The following is a 17,562-nucleotide window of genomic DNA, read 5'->3' on the forward strand; positions in this document are numbered from 1 at the left end:
GTATTATTCTTATTGCCAGGCACCTGAGTTGCCAACGTAGTAACCATCAGGCGTGTAGGTATTGCGAAGCATCTTACCTGATGAAGACAGATAATACCACTTACCATTGTCTTTGACCCAATCATTCGCAATCATGGCACCAGAAGAACTTACATAATACCATTCTCCCTTGTCATAAACCCAAGTGCTTGCTTTCATGGCTCCTGAAGTTGATAAATAGTACCACTTGCCTTGGTCGTAAAGCCAGTCACTAGCAATCATAGCTCCTGATGATTTAAAGGCATACCAGTTGCTACCTTGATAAAGCCAAGTTTGATTGAACATGACTCCTTTATCATTCATAAAGTACCAAGTTCCCTTGTCATAAACCCAATCCTTCTGCACTAATTGACCTTGTTTTTGATAGTACCAGTTTTGGTTTGATTTTAGCCAGCTTTCTGCTTTTACAATCGGATAAAGTTCTTTGAAAGATCCTCCATCATATTTATGACTGATAGACTTTAGTTTTTCAAGTTTCAACTCGCCATTGCCATAGTCTGCCCAAGCAAAGACTTTTTGACCATTGACAGTCTCTGGTAGGGTTGCAGTGTAAGTCTTGGTTTGATAATCCCATTTAGCATCGAGGTAAGTGTATTGATCATTTGATTTTTCAATACGGTAGTAGCCTCTCTTTCCACTATCATTATGAATATCATCCACAACTTTCGTTGACCAAGTCTTCACTTCGTTTCCGCTCTTGGCCTCTACCTTGATATCTCCTCTATAGCCATATGGAACATAGAAATTCAGGTAACGCCCTTCTATACCAATCATAGACTTGTCCTTTTCTTGACCTAGAAAATTGACAGTCTGATCTTGACCATTGAGACTAACTGTCCACTCGATTTTCTCGGTTTTTGGCAAATCCAAGACTTTGATATCCACTTCATGACCATTGTTGAATCGAAAAATCTTGCCATCTTGATACTGTACTCCACACTTAACAACCCATTCTTCTTTAAGCTCAAATGCCTGCCCTGAATGTGGAAAAGCCAGTAAAGCTAGACCAGCTAGAGACAAACCAAATAATGTGATTTTTTTCATCGTAGATCCTCCTTAGGATTTTTCATGTTAATTATATCACTATATTTTTAAATTGCAAATATTATCCTAAATATGCAAGCAAAAAACCTCTGAGATTCTTCTCAAAGGTTCTGATTTTGCTAATTACTGTTCTCAACTGCTGCAGTGACAAAGGCAGTGTAGAGTTCTTCTGGGCGATTTGGACGGCTTGAAAGTTCAGGGTGATACTGACAAGCTACAAAGAATTTATTTTCTGGAATTTCCACAATTTCGACCAAACGATTGTCTGGAGAAACTCCTGAGAAGACAAATCCTGCTGCCTCAAACTGCTCACGGAAGGCGTTGTTAAACTCATAACGGTGACGGTGACGACGTTGCACCACTTCTTGATTGTGATAAGCAGCCGCAGCCTTAGAGCCACGTTTCAACTTAGATGGATAAAGTCCCAAACGAAGGGTTCCACCCATATCCTCAACATCAATCTGATCACGCATGATATCAATGATAGGGTATTTTGTTTCTGGTGCAAGCTCTGCAGAATTGGCACCTTCAAGACCCAAAACGTGACGAGCAAACTCGATACATGTCAACTGCATTCCCAAGCAGACACCTAACATTGGAACATCATTTTCACGCGCATAGCGAATGGCTTGGATTTTCCCTTCCGTACCACGTTGGCCAAAACCACCTGGTACGATGATTCCGTCCGCATCAGACAAGAGTTCCGCCACATTCTCTGCTGTCACATCATTGGCATTGATCCAATTGATTTTAACTTCTGCGTCGTTGGCATAACCAGAGTGTTTCAAGGCTTCAACCACAGAAATGTAGGCATCTTGCAACTCCACATACTTACCGACAAGGGAAATCTTGACTTGTTTCTTGAGGTTCATGACCTTGTCCACCATAGCTGACCACTCTGTCATATCCGCTACTGGTGCGTCTAGTTTCAAATGGTCACAGACAATTTGATCCATACCTTGAGCCTGCAAATTCAATGGAATTTGGTAAAGATGTTCGACATCCAACGATTCGATAACGGCTTCTGGTGCCACATCACAGAACTGTGCTAGTTTGTTTTTAATTCCTTGACCAGCTGGCTCTTCTGTACGAATAACCAACATATTCGGCTGGATTCCCAATCCACGCAATTCTTTGACAGAGTGTTGAGTTGGTTTGGTCTTCATTTCACCAGCAGCCTTGAGGTATGGAAGCAGGGTTGTATGGATGTACATGACATTATCCGCACCCACATCTGCCTTCATCTGACGAAGGGCCTCTAAGAATGGTAAGGACTCGATATCTCCTACTGTTCCACCTACCTCTGTGATAATAACATCAGAGTCGGTCGTTAGAGCGGCACGCTTGATTTTTTCTTTCAAAGCATCTGTGATATGAGGAATAACCTGAACAGTTGCCCCAAGGTATTCTCCACGGCGTTCCTTACGAAGAACTTCACTGTAAATTTTACCAGTTGTCACGTTGGAATATTTGTTAAGATTGATATCGATGAAACGTTCATAGTGACCCAAATCCAAATCTGTCTCAGCTCCGTCATCTGTCACAAAAACTTCCCCGTGCTGATAAGGACTCATAGTTCCCGGATCGATATTGATATAAGGGTCAAATTTTTGAATGGTTACCTTGAGACCACGATTTTTCAAGAGACGGCCTAGACTCGCTGCCACAATCCCTTTCCCAATAGACGATACCACACCACCAGTTACAAAAATATATTTCGTAGACATAGATTCCTCTTTCTAAAATGCTCAAGGTCTTGTTGACTACGAGGGGACATAGAAAACAAGACCCTACTAATAAGAATAATCTGGGACGACTGCACCAGATTCACAACCAAAATACAAGAAGATAACTTCTTGAAAAAACAAAAATAGCTCCCTAAGAACTAGGGAGCCCCGACCTCTAAAAGAGGTGCCCGAACAATATGATACCTAAAAATAGGATAATTGTCAATAGCTAATTTTTATTCCTCGATGTTTTCAGAATCATCATCTGAAAACTCGTCGTCTTCTTCGTTGAGATCCACGTCTTCACCCAAGTCATCAGGGGCGATTTCGTTGATTTCCGCATCGTAAGCTTCCACTTCATTTTTCTCATCATCTGGATTTTCATCATCGTATGAAAGAGCTGGATCTGCTTCGTATGCGTCTTCGTCTTCTGGATCATCTGCATTGTAGTCAATAGCATCTGAATCGCCATCCATGAAGGCATTGACACGTTTTTTCTTAGCTTTTGGTGCTACTTCATCGTCATCATTTTCTTCAAGAGCGATAATTTCTTCGTCGATTTCGTCCACACCATACCATGAACGAAGCCCCCATTTGTTGTCTCCAAGTGAGATGAAGCTACCGTCAAAGTTCAACTCTGTGTAGAACAAAGGCAAGGCTTCACGGATATCGCTGTTTGATGTTCCAAGGTAGTTTTGAATTTCGTTTACAAGATCGCTAAAATGCATCTCATGATCGCGACCACGAAGTTCCAAGATAGCACGCGCTACCTCAATCATAGATAGTTCACTTTTTTCTTGCCCAGCAAATACTTCTAATTCCAAAGCGTTTCTCCTCATTTATACTACTATCGCCAGAGTAAACAGACTCTGACCTCATTTTATCATTTACTCTTTATTTTACGATAATTTTGCGGAATAGTCAAAGGTTAAGGGGGAGAAAGTGACAGGACTTTTTATTTCTTTGCTACCCAGCCGATGGCATCGCTTGGTGGATTTTCAGTATCCATCCAGATGAATTCAATCCCGATTTCGCCATTATTAAACTTGGTCAAACGAATTCCGTTGATTTCCAGCTCATTGAGTCGTTGACCTGTCAAGACTTCACGTTCTTTCAACTGAAAAACACCACGCAAGATCCAATTACCAAGAATTTCTTGCTTATCAGTTGACTGAATTGCCTTACCAGATTCTTGGTTGATATAGGCATTAATGACATCACCAGAAGGTAAAAAGCGTAGCTTAAAGGTTCTTTCTTCTTTTGGTAGAGCTAGTTTTTTAGTGCCAGGCTCAAAAGCCCCAAATCCAGGACCAAAGAAGTCGGGTCTTTCGTCATGGAAGTTTTTGGAGTCAGGTAGGGGAATGTAAATCTCGCTAACTGGACGATAAACTAGCTGTTCAATTTCTTTAATGAGTTTTTCATTGCCAGTATTATGGGCAAAGTGAATCAAGTCCTCACGAATCGCCTTCATCTGAACTTTTTCTTCCTTGCTGGTCCACTTTTTCAAGAGAATTTCTTCTAGGGAGAAAGTCACAAAAGCTAGTTCTTCAGGAGCCAGACTGTCCTTAAATTTATCCTGAATCTTTAAAATCCGTGGGAGACGGTCTTTTTTGGCTAATTTTGAACCACCGTTAAAGGCATTGAAACCAGAGTTTTCTTCTACACTTCCATGTTTGTCTGTGATTACCCAAGACACCGTTTCTAAGATATGGGATTGTTCCTTTTCAGCTGTTAGTAAATGAAGATTTTCAAATAGAGAAAAAGGATCTTCGATGTAATGAACGTCCCAAGTATCTACCACAATATCTTTATTATTAAAAGTCATGTGGAGCTGGCTATCTGCTGCCGTGTACTTGTAGTGGTGTTGTCCATCTGTAAAACGAAAATTGGTTGGATTGTTTTTGGTAGTTGATCCTTCAATGACTAGATTATCAATATCGACTGGTAAATAAGATGTTTCTCCGACAAAAATCCTTGGATTTTCTCCTTTTGGTGTTGGCATTAGAACGTGATAAACAGCTTCAACATTGACCGAGTCTGAGTTAAAGCCCTTGATTTGTGCCTTAGAAGATTCGATTCTCTGATTTCTTAAGGTCGCAATTTTTCGCGCCAACTCTTCATATCGTTGATAGTTTTCCTTGTCTGCAGCTTCTTTATCTGCTGAAAGATCCGCATGAAACTTGATATCACCCAACAAATCTGTCCAAAATTGAGAATCTTTCTTGAACTGAGCGATTTTTTGGTCTCCTGAATTAATCCCAAAAGACTTGATACCCACTAGGTATTTATGATTTTCATCTACAATGACAGAAGCATCATAGGAAGTATTGGCAATATCTTCCCCGACGGCATTAAAGGCTTTTTGAAAAACAGTTTCCTGAAATTTGGAGTTAACAATCGGAGCCACATAATTCTCTGTTTGTCCCTCATCTTCAGATTCTGCCTTTTGAGAGAAAGCTTGGCTCAAACTAGCGAAGTTGGTAATTAAGGTTTTGTATTTGTCTTTTTGTTCAGACTTTAGATGTTCCCACATAAGCACCCTCTTTTCTATTTTCAGTATATCAAAAGAAGATTAGTTTTTCACTAATCCTCTTATATATTCGTTAATTAATACTGTAAAATTCGAATTTGCCTTGTTTTTTGACAAGTCTCAAATACTCTTCGTCTGACAAAACAGCTAAACCATCGTCATAAGCCTTGATTTTTTCAAGAGCCTGATCATAGCTATCCACAAAATCCTTGACATAGGATTGCCCTTCAAACTGGCCGTTCATCTTGGTGTAGATAATGGCGAATTTCCCTGAGCGGTCAAGCTGAGATTGCCCTTGACTCTCATTTAAGGCCTTGGCAACTTGCTCTGCGATGCGTTTAATCACGGGCACAACTACGCTGTTTCCAGCTTGCTTGTAGAGCTGACCATTAGAAACCTCTTCTGGGATTTTAAAGGATTTAGGGTATCCTTGAACGTTAAAAGTTTCTTTCGGTGTCAGCTTACGAATTTCACCACTGTCTGTCAAAATCAATGGAACGTTGTGTCCACCTGTTCCCATATTTGCTGTTAGAGTAGGGACAACGCCATTCTTATTTTCACGGACATACTGACGACGCCACTGGTAAACTGTATCTTGACTGGTAACTTCAAACTTCAACTGGTCGTAAAAATTCTGCTTGCCTTCACGGTAGTAGTAGACCTCGTCTAGCTGTTCACCAAAGTTAATCACATCCTGAAGAGTCGTAGTCAGCTTGATTTCCTCTGGAAACTCAAACAAGTCATAAGCTTCCTTGGTATCAAAACCAACGATATAAATCCGCTCACGGTTTTGTGGGATATTTCCATAGTCTTTCCCATTGAGAACCTTCCACTTAATGAAGTAGTTGTTCTCGGTCAAGGCTTCACGAATAACCTTAAAGGTATTGCCATGGTCATGACCGACCATGTTTTTGACGTTTTCGATGAAAATAGCGCGAGGTTTGCATCCCTCAATCATGCGAAGCAATTCAAAGAAAAGATCACCACGATCGTCATCAAAGCCCTTGCGATAACCCGCAATACTAAAGGCTTGGCAAGGGAAACCTCCCATAATCACATCCACGCGCTCCGCTGGAATATCCTCTGGCTGAACATCGTGAATATCACGACCATCCAAATAAGTATTTGGATGGTTTAACTGATAAGTCTGGCGCGCATACTTATCAAATTCATTGGCATACACCACTCTGAACTCGTTGGTCTGTTCAAATCCCAACTCAATTCCCCCAACACCTGAGAAGAAAGCTGCAATGTTGTACTTCTCAGATCGGTTCGAACTTACAGAATTTGTCATGTAGTAACCTGCTTTCTAAATTTATAAATTAAAACAGAATTAATTTATTATCTTGATATACAATAGGACTATTAGTCGAGAATATTGAAGTCGAAATAATCTTAAGTACAAGTGGCACTAAAAATAACTCTAAGAATCTTTTAAATTCATCCATACCATCAAGAGTGACATCGTTTAGGTGAAATTCATGAGTCTTATAATGTACGATCGAACATCGAGTCTTATAAATACTCTTTGTAAAGAAAATTAAAATATCATCTTTATTTAAATTTCTTACTTGACTGTCAAAAGATGCTATATCTACTTTATCATATCCTATTTGTTTTAATTGGATGTCTAAATTTGTAAAATCAACATTTCCTGAAATATTTGTATCCCACGTTTCTTTAATTAAGTTTAAAATAGAATCTGTTCTTCCGATCTCTAAAATATTTAAATTTAATAACTTTGTTAAGAGTTTTTTTAAATATTTTTCTTCATTCAATTGTGAACTATTCACAAGTTTAGTAAAATCTCTAACTTTGAATTGTCCACCATGACTCATTTCTTTTACTACGTCATGCTTTATTTCAAAATTTTCCAATATTTGGTAAAGAATCAAAAATTTAGAAAGTAATCTCTCCTCGCTATTAAATTGACTTAAAAGAGTAGCAATTTCATCAAATTGTCTATACTGTACAGAATTATTTTCAAATGAAATATTTAAGTTCGGATAAATAATGTTACTTACTGTTACTGGATTGTGGAGTATTTTACCATTTACAATAATTGAATATAGTTTTAGTTTACTGATTAAATCTTCATGAGTTAACTCATCTTCAGGTTTTGAATAAATAAAAATATAATCATCTGATTCTAAAATGTCTTCAAAATTTGTTAATACACTAAGGAGTTGAATTTGCCGTATTATACTATCTATATTCACTTCAATAAAATTGTAAAGTTGATTAAATTTCCCAATATCATTTAACTCTACAGATTCAATTTTTTTTATTAAAAATGTTGAATCATTGATCTTAAATGATTGATTAATATTTATATCTTCATTCCCCAAATTTTTAATTGAGTAACTACTCTCGGTAATACGGTCAAAGAGTCCATCACCGTTATATAAAAAACTATATAAAGTATTCCTGTTTTCACAAATGATTTTGTACAGAGCAATATATAATGATAGACCTAGTGGCAAAGAATAGTCATTAATGAAAGTATCTATTTCATTTAAATAGTCATTATTAAAGTGATCTTCAATCCACTCGAAAAAACTATCTTCAGTAAAATCATCTAAATTATAATCGTCGTTAAGTGCCAGAAATTCAAATTGATCTAAAAGATCATCTTCTACATCCTGACTCATTATAAAGTCTGAAACAGGGGTAAAATCTATTTTTATCAAATTAGTCATTTAACCCTCCAGAATATATTTTCCAATTTATAAGATTATAATTTTTTATAAAATCTGAAACACCTGAAATAACGGTTTCTTTAGTATATTTTCCAATGTTTATACTAGAGATATCAAGAGTTTTTCTCCACTCATTAAAACCATTAATGTTTAACATATCAGGATATTTGTTCAAAAGATCTATAAACTCTTTATACGTTATTCCTGTTCTAGAAATTGCAACAACAACTGCTGTTAAAACTGTATCTTTTGCAATCCATTTAGTTCCTTCGTTACCAAATTGATAATCTAAAATATCATCAAACTCCAATAGAAAATCAATTGTTTCAGAAATGATTTCAGGATTCTTTTGTATGTAAGTTGAAGCGTCGTCCCCTTCTTGAATAGACTGGATTAATGATGAATTTAAAGTAACTACATCTTTGTTCAAGAATGATAAGATTGTTTCAATAATATGAGCAAAATAGAATTGATTCTTTTTTCTAGATTTAGCATATGCTAATGTAGACATATCCTTACCTCTAATTATTTCGATGTTTGGGTATTTTTCCTTAATAAACGAAAGTTGGTTCAAAAATAGCAATTCTAGCTGATGATAGTTATTCATCGGTTTGTGGCCAGCATTTAAAAGGATCATTTTCCTAATCTCATCTTCAATTGATAATTTTTCCCAAACCTCAAACCATTGCTCTCTATCAAATATATCGAGTAACTTATCAGGAACTAATTCTTTTCTATGTTCTGTAAAAGTCTCAACTATGTTTCTAGCTTCTAAAACGGTGTAAGAAAATTTATCAGATAATTTCCACTCTGTTCTGTATTTGCTTCTAAATTCAGATTTATCATCCTTCTTAACTATATCAAAAATTTCATTTTTAATTTCTTTCTCAGATATTTTTTGTAAGAAAAGATATAATTGGTGAATTCTAAAGGTTCTTTGTAAACCATCTAATATTTTAAAATCTTCAATTAAATTTTGTTCTTTATTTATTAGTTTATCGGTAGTTAAAGTTATTATTGGGAGATGATTACCTTTTATAATATCTATCCCTATATTATCTAAATAATTATTACGAACGATACCTCGCTGAATATCGTAGTCTTGATAATCTGAAGGAAGGTTATTTAAGTAATCATTTAATTTCATTCCAACTAAATAACATTGTAACTCTTTGTCTGAACTATTCTGTTCTGATGTTTGAGAAAATATTTTAATTTCACAGCTCATTTTATTTTTCCTCTTTTACAACAATTATTTCACCAACTTCTTCATCTCATCAATACGTGCGACAGTCGCGTCGTACTTAGCTTGATAGTCGGCTTGTTTGTCGCGTTCTTTTTGGACGACTTCTGGTTTGGCATTGGCTACGAAGCGTTCGTTAGAGAGCTTCTTACCGACCATGTCCAGTTCTTTTTGCCATTTAGCCAGTTCTTTGTCGAGTCGAGCGAGTTCTTCTTCGACATTGAGGAGGTCAGCGAGTGGCAAGTAGATTTCTGCTCCTGTGATGACGCTTGACATAGCAAGTTCAGGTGCAGGAATAGTTGATGCGATTTCCAAGTGTTCTGGATTTGTGAAGCGTTTGATGTAGTTGACATTGCTGTTAAAGAAGACTTCCAAGTCGCTATCGCTTGTTTTAACAAGGATGGTGATAGGCTTGCTTGGTGCTACGTTTACTTCTGCACGCGCATTACGAACAGCACGGATTAAGTCTTTGAGGCTCTCTACACCTGTGTGAGCAGCGAGGTCTTCAAAGGCTGGATTCACAGTTGGGTATTCTGCTGTAACGATAGAACCTTCTGAGATTTGTCCAAAGATTTCCTCTGTCACGAATGGCATGATTGGGTGAAGGAGACGAAGGATCTTGTCCAAAGTATAAAGGAGAACAGAGCGTGTGATGACCTTCTCTTCTTCATTATCGCTGTAAAGGACTTCCTTGGTCAACTCAACGTACCAGTCCGCAAATTCATCCCAAATGAAGTTGTAGAGGATGTGTCCAGCGACACCAAACTCAAACTTGTCAAAGTTTTCAGTGACTTTGCCGATGGTTTCATTGAGGTTGTGGAGAATCCAGCGGTCTGTGACATTTCCAGCTTCCTTGTTGACCACTTTTTCGACATTGGCAGTTGCTTGCTCAAGGGTCAAACCTTCATTGTTCATGAGGATGTAGCGAGAGATGTTCCAAATCTTGTTAATGAAGTTCCATGAAGCATCCATTTTCTCGTAAGAGAAACGCACGTCTTGTCCTGGTGCAGAACCGTTTGAAAGGAACCAACGAAGGCTATCTGTTCCGTACTTATCAATAACATCCATTGGATCAATCCCGTTACCGAGAGATTTCGACATCTTGCGTCCTTGCTCATCACGAATGAGACCATGAATCAAGGCATTTTTGAATGGCGACTTGCCAGTAAATTCCAAACCTTGGAAAATCATTCGAGATACCCAGAACGGGATAATATCATAACCAGTCACCAAAGTTGATGTTGGATAATAACGTTTGAAGTCTGCTGAATCGACATCAGGCCAGCCCATGGTTGAGAATGGCCAGAGGGCAGAACTGAACCAAGTATCCAAGACATCTTCGTCCTGAGTCCATCCGTCACCTTCTGGAGCTTCTTCACCGACGTACATTTCACCTTCTGCATTGTACCAAGCAGGGATTTGGTGCCCCCACCAGAGCTGACGAGAGATAACCCAGTCGTGGACATTTTCCATCCATTGAAGGAAGGTATCGTTGAAACGAGGTGGGTAGAATTCTACCTTGTCTTCTGTGTCTTGGTTGGAAATGGCATTCTTAGCCAATTGGTCCATCTTGACAAACCATTGCGTTGACAAGCGTGGCTCAACCACAACACCTGTACGTTCTGAGTGACCAACACTGTGGACACGTTTTTCGATTTTAACAAGGGCACCGATTTCTTCCAACTTAGCAACGACTGCTTTACGAGCTTCAAAACGGTCCATGCCTGCAAATTCAAAGGCAAGCTCGTTCATAGTTCCGTCGTCGTTCATGACGTTAACTTGTGGCAAGTTATGGCGTTGACCAACCAAGAAGTCGTTTGGATCGTGGGCAGGTGTGATTTTCACGACACCTGTACCAAACTCAGGATCAGCATGCTCATCCCCAACGATTGGAATCAATTTATTAGCGATTGGAAGGATGACGTTTTTACCGATCAAGTCCTTGTAGCGTGGGTCTTCTGGATTGACCGCAACTGCAACGTCTCCAAACATGGTCTCAGGACGAGTGGTCGCAACTTCAAGGGCGCGTGAGCCATCTTCCAGCATGTAGTTCATGTGGTAGAAGGCACCTTCGACATCCTTGTGAATCACCTCAATATCAGAAAGGGCTGTGCGAGCTGCTGGGTCCCAGTTGATGATAAACTCACCACGGTAGATCCATCCTTTCTTGTAAAGGTCCACAAAGACCTTACGAACAGCTTTCGACAAGCCTTCGTCAAGAGTGAAACGCTCGCGAGAGTAGTCTACAGAGAGCCCCATCTTGCCCCATTGTTCCTTGATGGTAGTGGCATATTCGTCTTTCCATTCCCAGACCTTCGTCAAGAAAGATTCACGACCCAGGTCGTAACGCGTAATACCCTCACCACGCAAGCGCTCCTCAACCTTAGCCTGAGTCGCAATCCCAGCGTGGTCCATACCAGGAAGCCAAAGCGTATCAAAACCTTGCATCCGTTTTTGACGGATAATGATATCCTGCAAAGTCGTATCCCAAGCGTGACCAAGGTGAAGCTTACCAGTTACATTTGGTGGTGGAATGACAATTGAATAAGGCTTAGCCTTTTGATCGCCTGAAGGCTTGAAAACATCAGCATCAAGCCATTTTTGGTAACGACCAGCCTCAACCTCGGCTGGATTGTATTTAGGTGAAAGTTCTTTAGACATGTGTTTGTCCTTTCTCTATTTTGTTCATTTTATTTTGAATTTGCTTAGCAGCTTCTTCTGCAGACAAATTCGTATTATTTATTTTAAGGTAGTGGTGTAACTCATTCGGTTGATGTTGGGAATTTAATTGAAGTGTTTCAGCGGTCTCTAAAATTTCTCTTTCAGATACTTCAATATATCGTTTCAAAGGCTTGTGCTTCAACCGGTTCTCCGTTTGATTTCGACGTAAACGCTCATCAAGACTTGTTTCCAACTCAACAAACAGAATCTCTTGATGAAAGTTATCCAATAAATCCTGAATTTGCTTTAAATACATCAGCTGGTACTGATTTGAAAAATCAATCACGTCTGTTAAAATCACTGATCGCTGATTTCTTGCACTTGCCCCAAGGAAAGAAAAGGTGATTCCACGAACAAATTCCCACATCTCCTCTGTATAATCCTGATAGATTTCTAGTGCAAAATCGATGGCTTGATGGTTATAAAAGAGGGTAGAATCCGTCAGTCGAGATAGTTCTTGACCAATCGTCATTTTTCCTGAGGCCGGAGCACCAACGATGAAAACATGCATCAAATTACCTCCCACTCACTCCTCCGCAAACCATATATCAGACTGTCACAGCGGTTTCCTTGAACATCTTTACGATCTCGGATACGAGCTTCGAGGGTAAATCCAAGTTTTTCTGCGACTCGTTTACTTTGGACATTATAACCAAAGCAAGAGAGTTCAATCTTGTGAAGACCTAGTTCTCTAAAAGCTATGTCAATCAAGGCACGCGCTGCTTCTGGCACATAACCTCGTCCCCAATAGTCTGGGTGTAAGGTGTAGCCAATCTCCAGTACATCGTCTTCGTGCCGATGGTTGAAATCAACAGAGCCGATGACTTTATCGGTTCCTTTGACGACAATTCCGTAGCCAGCTGGGAGATTTTCCTTTTGATTGCGTTCGGGAAGGATATGCTCTAGATAGTAAACCTCATCTTCCAAGGTCTTGACTGGAGGAAAGCCTGCTGGATAGGCGACCTCTGGGAGACTAGCGTAGGTATGAATATCCTCAGCATCTGCCACTGTACGAACTCGTAGGACGAGTCGTTCGGTTTCTAATTGTTCTGGTAATTCAGCTCTTGACATCCTTCTTCCTCGCTTTCTTTATGAAGCTCCCCATAGGGTCAACACGGTTATCTAAATAGCGATAAACGCGCTGGTGACCGTCCCCCATAAAGTAAGTCGGTGAAAAACGGTCATTTTTAAAATGCCCTTTCTCATCCAAGAGATCTGGATCAGCAAGTCGCTCGATAATCTTGGCAAAGATATGACAGATTCCATCTTCCTCGATAATTCTATCAACTTGACATTCTAACACGACTGGACAAACCCCTAAAATCGGTGCCTGAGTCCGTTCAGAAATCTCGTAGTCTAGCCCCAGGTGTTTCAATTTCTCTCGATGACTGATAAAACCAGCCTTCTCCATCTCGAGCATGAGATTTTCATCAGGAATATTCACAGTAAACTTCTGGTAATGCTTGATTTGCTCAGCCGCATTTTCCTCAGCTCCGACACCAATGACTAGCCAATCTCCCAAGCTATAAGAGGAGCTACAGGTCGTAATATTGTGTCCAAAATTCTGATCCTGATACCCCAAAATGAAGATAGGAAAGCCATAGTAGAGTTCACTTGTTTTAAAAGATTGCTTCATAACAACCTCCTTTTACTAAGACGCAAAAGAAAAGCCCTGCCATCTACATGACAGGGACGAATGTGCTTATCCGCGGTACCACCCAATTTCGGGCAGTTGCCCGCAACTCTCGTCTTTAAAACAAAAAGACACTTTTATTTCAATTTTTCATCCATTAGCAACCAGTTTTGACACATTTGTGGACTTCTCAGCACCGCCACTTTCTGTAAAATGCGGGATTCAAAACACCTCTAATGGCTCTATTGTAGCAAGATTTTGACGGAAATGCAAGGCACAGGAAAAATTACTTGAACTTGATACCATTTTCCTTCAATTTCTTGATGGTAGCTGGGCCGATTCCTTTCAAGGCAAGGAGTTCTTTTTCAGTCCAGTTTTTGAAATCTGATGCAGACTTAATTCCTTCATCATAGAAAGTTTTGGCACGATCAAGTGGAAGCCCACCCAAGTTTGCTGCAAAATCTTCTACAGAATTGGCTACTTTTTGAGCTTGCTCTTTAGTAGCTTCTACTGCTTGTTCAACTTTTTTAGAAACAGCCTTACCAGCTTGGCTCGCTGACTGCTCTGCACGTTTCACGACTTTTTTTGTCTCTTCTACAACCTTAGTCACAGTACTTGAAAAGGCACCTGCGCGACGGAGGCTATTTCGTAATTGTTTTTTACGATTGAGTTTCTTTGACATGATAAAATCCTTTCAATAAAAAACCCCTGCTCTGACAAGGATTTAATATAAATATTCTATCAAGATTTTAGTAAAAAATCAAGAATCTTTCTCGTTTAATAATTTCGCTCACCGAATAAGCCATCTGGCAAATCATGGAATCCCTTGCCTGCTTTGAAGTTTTCAAACTTACCAAGCAAGAACTGATAAGCATCCAAGCGACTTTCGTAACGAATCATAGCATCTTTGGCACGCTCGTCTTGGTCTTCTTCGTAGACTTTTTGACTTTCCTTGTGCGCCATGTCGTTGATCATAATCTGGGTATTGACCCAGGCTTCAAATTCCTTCATAAATTCTTGTTCGTAACTCATTTTTTCTCCTTATTCTAGTCCACGGAAATAGTCCGTGTCAATCTCACGGTAGGGCTGGATATCCTGAACATACTCCAGCACACCTTGGAATTCTCCCTCTTCATCGTGCACTGCTGCGTAGGTGATGTGGACAAACTTACCTCGCGACTCAGACTTGAACCACATTTCATACTTGTCTTTGCTTCCCTCACGAAGCCCCTTCATGATGGTCTTGACCTTGTCCAAGTACTTAGGTGGATGACAGAGTTCGACATTGCGTCCGACTTGGGATGGCGTCCGTTTGAAAATCATATCATCAGCCGGCGTATTGTCATTGTAATACTGGAAAATATCATCTTTATTGACAAAGGTAATTTCCATGGGGAGGTGATTGAGGATGAGATTGGCCTGCTCGACCGAGAGATAGCCATTCCCAAAAGCCTGTTGACTATGGCGGTCCAGCACTGCTTCTTTTTCCTTAGGGGTAAAGGTAATGGTGAACTGTCCTTCAGGCGTATCGATAACCTGCTGAACTTGACCCTCTGCCGTATCTAGCTGTACAGGCTCCTCTTCACTCTTTTCCTCGACGAAACTCTGTCTTTCTGGCACCCATTTTTCTGACGGACGGATGATGGCATAGCCGTAGGCATCACTCTCCTCCGCAATCTGAAGCCAATCATCTTGGGTAAAGGACTCAAGAAGAATCATGAGGAGGATGGACTCTTCCTTGAAAATCATACTTTCAAACTCTGCCGCAAAAGCTTCAAAATCTTCTTTTACAGTGGAAATCGGCACTTCAGGTAGTGACTTGGCTGTCGCTAAAGCTGTTTGAAAGAGTTCCCTAATCTGATCATCCACTCCCCACATGACCTTAGGAGGCGAATCGTGACCATAGCGCTCCATGATGGGGAAGAAGAGTTCTTCTTTACGTTGGTAATGAATATCAAATTGACCTACAAGTCCCATCTGACGAACCAAGCCCTTTCGCATCTCCGCCAGCATTTCTTCATCTTCCATAGACTCATATGTATCTAACAATCTCCGAATGCGAATCAAGGCCGCACGGAGGGCCAGATTTTCTTCCTTAAAGATCCGAACTGGATGGCCAGGGTGTTCGGTATCCTCTACTTCAACACCTTTGATAGCATTTTTAAAAAGATTGGCATGGACATCACATAGTTCCATGACATCTTCAAAAGTGACGCCCGAGTCTGAGTTCATCAGCTCGTGCTCCATGAGGGAAATCTCTATGGCTGAGACACCCGCAAAGGTCGCATCAAAACGCTCCTGAACCGACTCAGGAGAGGCGCCATTGTGCAATTCTAACAAAATATCCCGCAGGACATGAATCCGTTCATCTGCCATTAGTCTAATCCAATCACTTCGTAGCCGTTTGCTTCCAGCGTGCGGACAATCTTGTCCATAGGAGTTCCTTCAAGCTTAGAACCCTGTTTGAGCGATACTTTGCGACCGATAGTATTACGCATCAGGGGATTAGCAAGGGGTTTAAAACCCAACTCCACTAGAATTTCCAAGACTTCTGGATGCTTGTCCACCACTTCTGCAACGGGAATTGACACATCGATGATATTGTCCATGACGACCTCCATTGTATGTTCTAATACTCAATGAAAATCAAAGAGCAAACTAGGAAGCTAGCCGCAGGTTGCTCAAAACAGTGTTTTGAGGTTGTGGATAGAACTGACGAAGTCAGTAACCATACCTACGGCAAGGCAACGCTGGCGTGGTTTGAAGAGATTTTCGAAGAGTATAAAATGATTTTACTGCTTTTATTATACCACAAGGAAAGAGATTAAAAAACTAGCAGTGGAGTTCCTGCTAGTTCTCTGCGACTTGAATTACGACCTAAATAAGTTTAAAGAGCCAATCCAATATTTTAAATAATAGCTTGTAAAACAGCAATTGGACTGCAAAAGAGATGATCATCCAAAAGAATTTCAAAATCCCAAAAATTGGTTTGATAAAAATAATAGCAAGAATTGCCCAGAAAAATTTCATTCTCTCTCCTCTGGCTTGATGAGCCACCGAGCCGTATCCATTAACTTGTCTGCAATAAAGAGTTTCCCCAGACCGACAACGGCATGGTCATCTTTCTTTATCGTTTTCATCACTTTTACACCTTGCACGGTCAAAAAGTAATTACCATAAGTTTTAGCAAAAGCTTTGATAGGATTCATATTATCTTTCCTCTTTTAACTACACTTTAAAATATTGACGATGCCAGTCTTGCTGGCCATTTCTGTGAAATTTACTCTTTCTAATTCCTAGAATATCATACAAGTTGAATTTTATAAAGCTTTTTAATAATTTTTAAGTCTAGAAAGATTCCCCCAGCATGTTTTATTGCCATTTCCCCACCCAAAAAGAGGGTTGCCCCTCTTCTTTAGTTCTTATCCAGATTGCGTAGCATCTCGTCAATTTTGTTTCCATACTCGATGGACTCGTCTTTGACGAAGGTCAAATCTGGGATTTTGTACAATTTCAAATTGCGACCAAGTTCACGTTTGATAGTACCAGTTGCTTTTTCAAGCCCGATTTGAGCTTTTTGGTTATCTGAAGCAAGGTTACTAAAAATGGTGTAGTAAACCTTGGCAACAGACAAGTCACCCAGCATCTGAACATCTGTGATGGTCACACCTTGGACACGCGGATCACGGACTTTCTTTTGCAAAATCTCATTGACTTCACGCTTGATTTCCATGCCCACACGATCCGTACGGAAATGATTTGCCATGATATTCCTTTCTCTACTTTGAACCAAAAGCTAGGCCAGCAGACCTAGCTATTTTTAAACTTCTTGATTTTCAGTTCAAATTGAAACGAAGTTCAATTTGAACTGATCTGCTTCTTTCGCCGTGGTGAAAGTGATGGAACTGATTTATCAGTCCCATCAC

17 protein-coding genes are annotated in these 17,562 nt (G+C 39.8%); all 17 read right to left on the reverse strand.

Annotated features, from left to right (window positions below; all coding sequences use genetic code 11):
• Positions 1–9: 9 nt before the first annotated feature.
• Positions 10–1,083, reverse strand: a complete 1,074-nt coding sequence (locus ACN076_RS09630) for an N-acetylmuramoyl-L-alanine amidase family protein (protein WP_420789901.1) — start codon at positions 1,081–1,083, stop codon at positions 10–12.
• Positions 1,084–1,202: 119 nt separating this feature from the next.
• The gene (locus ACN076_RS09635; RefSeq protein ID WP_000105246.1) at positions 1,203–2,810 is read right to left on the reverse strand and encodes a CTP synthase; all 1,608 of its coding nucleotides are present in this window, start codon (positions 2,808–2,810) and stop codon (positions 1,203–1,205) included.
• Positions 2,811–3,046: 236 nt separating this feature from the next.
• Positions 3,047–3,634, reverse strand: coding sequence for a DNA-directed RNA polymerase subunit delta (gene rpoE, locus ACN076_RS09640; protein WP_031227756.1), 588 nt, complete (start codon positions 3,632–3,634; stop codon positions 3,047–3,049).
• Between the two features lie 131 nt (positions 3,635–3,765).
• Positions 3,766–5,343, reverse strand: a complete 1,578-nt coding sequence (locus ACN076_RS09645) for a hypothetical protein (RefSeq protein ID WP_420789902.1) — start codon at positions 5,341–5,343, stop codon at positions 3,766–3,768.
• Positions 5,344–5,413: 70 nt separating this feature from the next.
• Positions 5,414–6,634 (reverse strand): DNA cytosine methyltransferase, encoded by a 1,221-nt coding sequence (locus ACN076_RS09650; RefSeq protein WP_261068501.1) that lies wholly within the window; start codon positions 6,632–6,634, stop codon positions 5,414–5,416.
• Positions 6,635–6,662: 28 nt separating this feature from the next.
• On the reverse strand, positions 6,663–8,039 hold the full coding sequence (locus ACN076_RS09655; RefSeq protein ID WP_261068502.1) for a hypothetical protein: 1,377 nt from the start codon (positions 8,037–8,039) through the stop codon (positions 6,663–6,665).
• The gene (locus ACN076_RS09660; protein WP_261068503.1) at positions 8,032–9,267 is read right to left on the reverse strand and encodes a hypothetical protein; all 1,236 of its coding nucleotides are present in this window, start codon (positions 9,265–9,267) and stop codon (positions 8,032–8,034) included. Before ACN076_RS09660 ends, ACN076_RS09655 begins: the two co-directional genes overlap by 8 nt.
• Before the next feature lie 24 nt (positions 9,268–9,291).
• Positions 9,292–11,943, reverse strand: coding sequence for a valine--tRNA ligase (locus ACN076_RS09665; RefSeq protein ID WP_261068504.1), 2,652 nt, complete (start codon positions 11,941–11,943; stop codon positions 9,292–9,294).
• Positions 11,936–12,514, reverse strand: coding sequence for an AAA family ATPase (locus ACN076_RS09670; RefSeq protein ID WP_261068505.1), 579 nt, complete (start codon positions 12,512–12,514; stop codon positions 11,936–11,938). Before ACN076_RS09670 ends, ACN076_RS09665 begins: the two co-directional genes overlap by 8 nt.
• Positions 12,514–13,074, reverse strand: a complete 561-nt coding sequence (locus tag ACN076_RS09675; protein ID WP_261068506.1) for a GNAT family N-acetyltransferase — start codon at positions 13,072–13,074, stop codon at positions 12,514–12,516. Before ACN076_RS09675 ends, ACN076_RS09670 begins: the two co-directional genes overlap by 1 nt.
• Positions 13,061–13,639 carry a flavin reductase family protein gene (locus ACN076_RS09680; protein WP_153209238.1) on the reverse strand — a complete coding sequence of 193 codons (579 nt, stop codon included), beginning with the start codon at positions 13,637–13,639 and terminating at the stop codon, positions 13,061–13,063. The genes ACN076_RS09675 and ACN076_RS09680 overlap by 14 nt, the downstream gene beginning before the upstream one ends.
• Positions 13,640–13,922: 283 nt before the next feature.
• The gene (locus ACN076_RS09685; protein WP_000038635.1) at positions 13,923–14,318 is read right to left on the reverse strand and encodes a helix-hairpin-helix domain-containing protein; all 396 of its coding nucleotides are present in this window, start codon (positions 14,316–14,318) and stop codon (positions 13,923–13,925) included.
• Between the two features lie 95 nt (positions 14,319–14,413).
• Positions 14,414–14,668, reverse strand: a complete 255-nt coding sequence (locus ACN076_RS09690) for a DUF1912 family protein (RefSeq protein WP_000119706.1) — start codon at positions 14,666–14,668, stop codon at positions 14,414–14,416.
• Positions 14,669–14,677: 9 nt separating this feature from the next.
• Entirely contained in the window at positions 14,678–16,012 is a 1,335-nt protein-coding gene (locus ACN076_RS09695) for a DUF438 domain-containing protein (RefSeq protein WP_153209240.1), read from the reverse strand.
• On the reverse strand, positions 16,012–16,245 hold the full coding sequence (locus tag ACN076_RS09700; RefSeq protein ID WP_000368734.1) for a DUF1858 domain-containing protein: 234 nt from the start codon (positions 16,243–16,245) through the stop codon (positions 16,012–16,014). The genes ACN076_RS09695 and ACN076_RS09700 overlap by 1 nt, the downstream gene beginning before the upstream one ends.
• A gap of 417 nt (positions 16,246–16,662) precedes the next feature.
• The gene (locus ACN076_RS09705) at positions 16,663–16,845 is read right to left on the reverse strand and encodes a hypothetical protein (RefSeq protein WP_153209242.1); all 183 of its coding nucleotides are present in this window, start codon (positions 16,843–16,845) and stop codon (positions 16,663–16,665) included.
• Between the two features lie 206 nt (positions 16,846–17,051).
• The gene (gene rbfA / locus ACN076_RS09710; RefSeq protein WP_420789903.1) at positions 17,052–17,402 is read right to left on the reverse strand and encodes a 30S ribosome-binding factor RbfA; all 351 of its coding nucleotides are present in this window, start codon (positions 17,400–17,402) and stop codon (positions 17,052–17,054) included.
• Between the last annotated feature and the right edge of the window lie 160 nt (positions 17,403–17,562).

The sequence above is a fragment of the Streptococcus sp. K0074 genome (assembly GCF_048843365.1).
Lineage (GTDB): Bacteria > Bacillota > Bacilli > Lactobacillales > Streptococcaceae > Streptococcus > Streptococcus mitis_BM.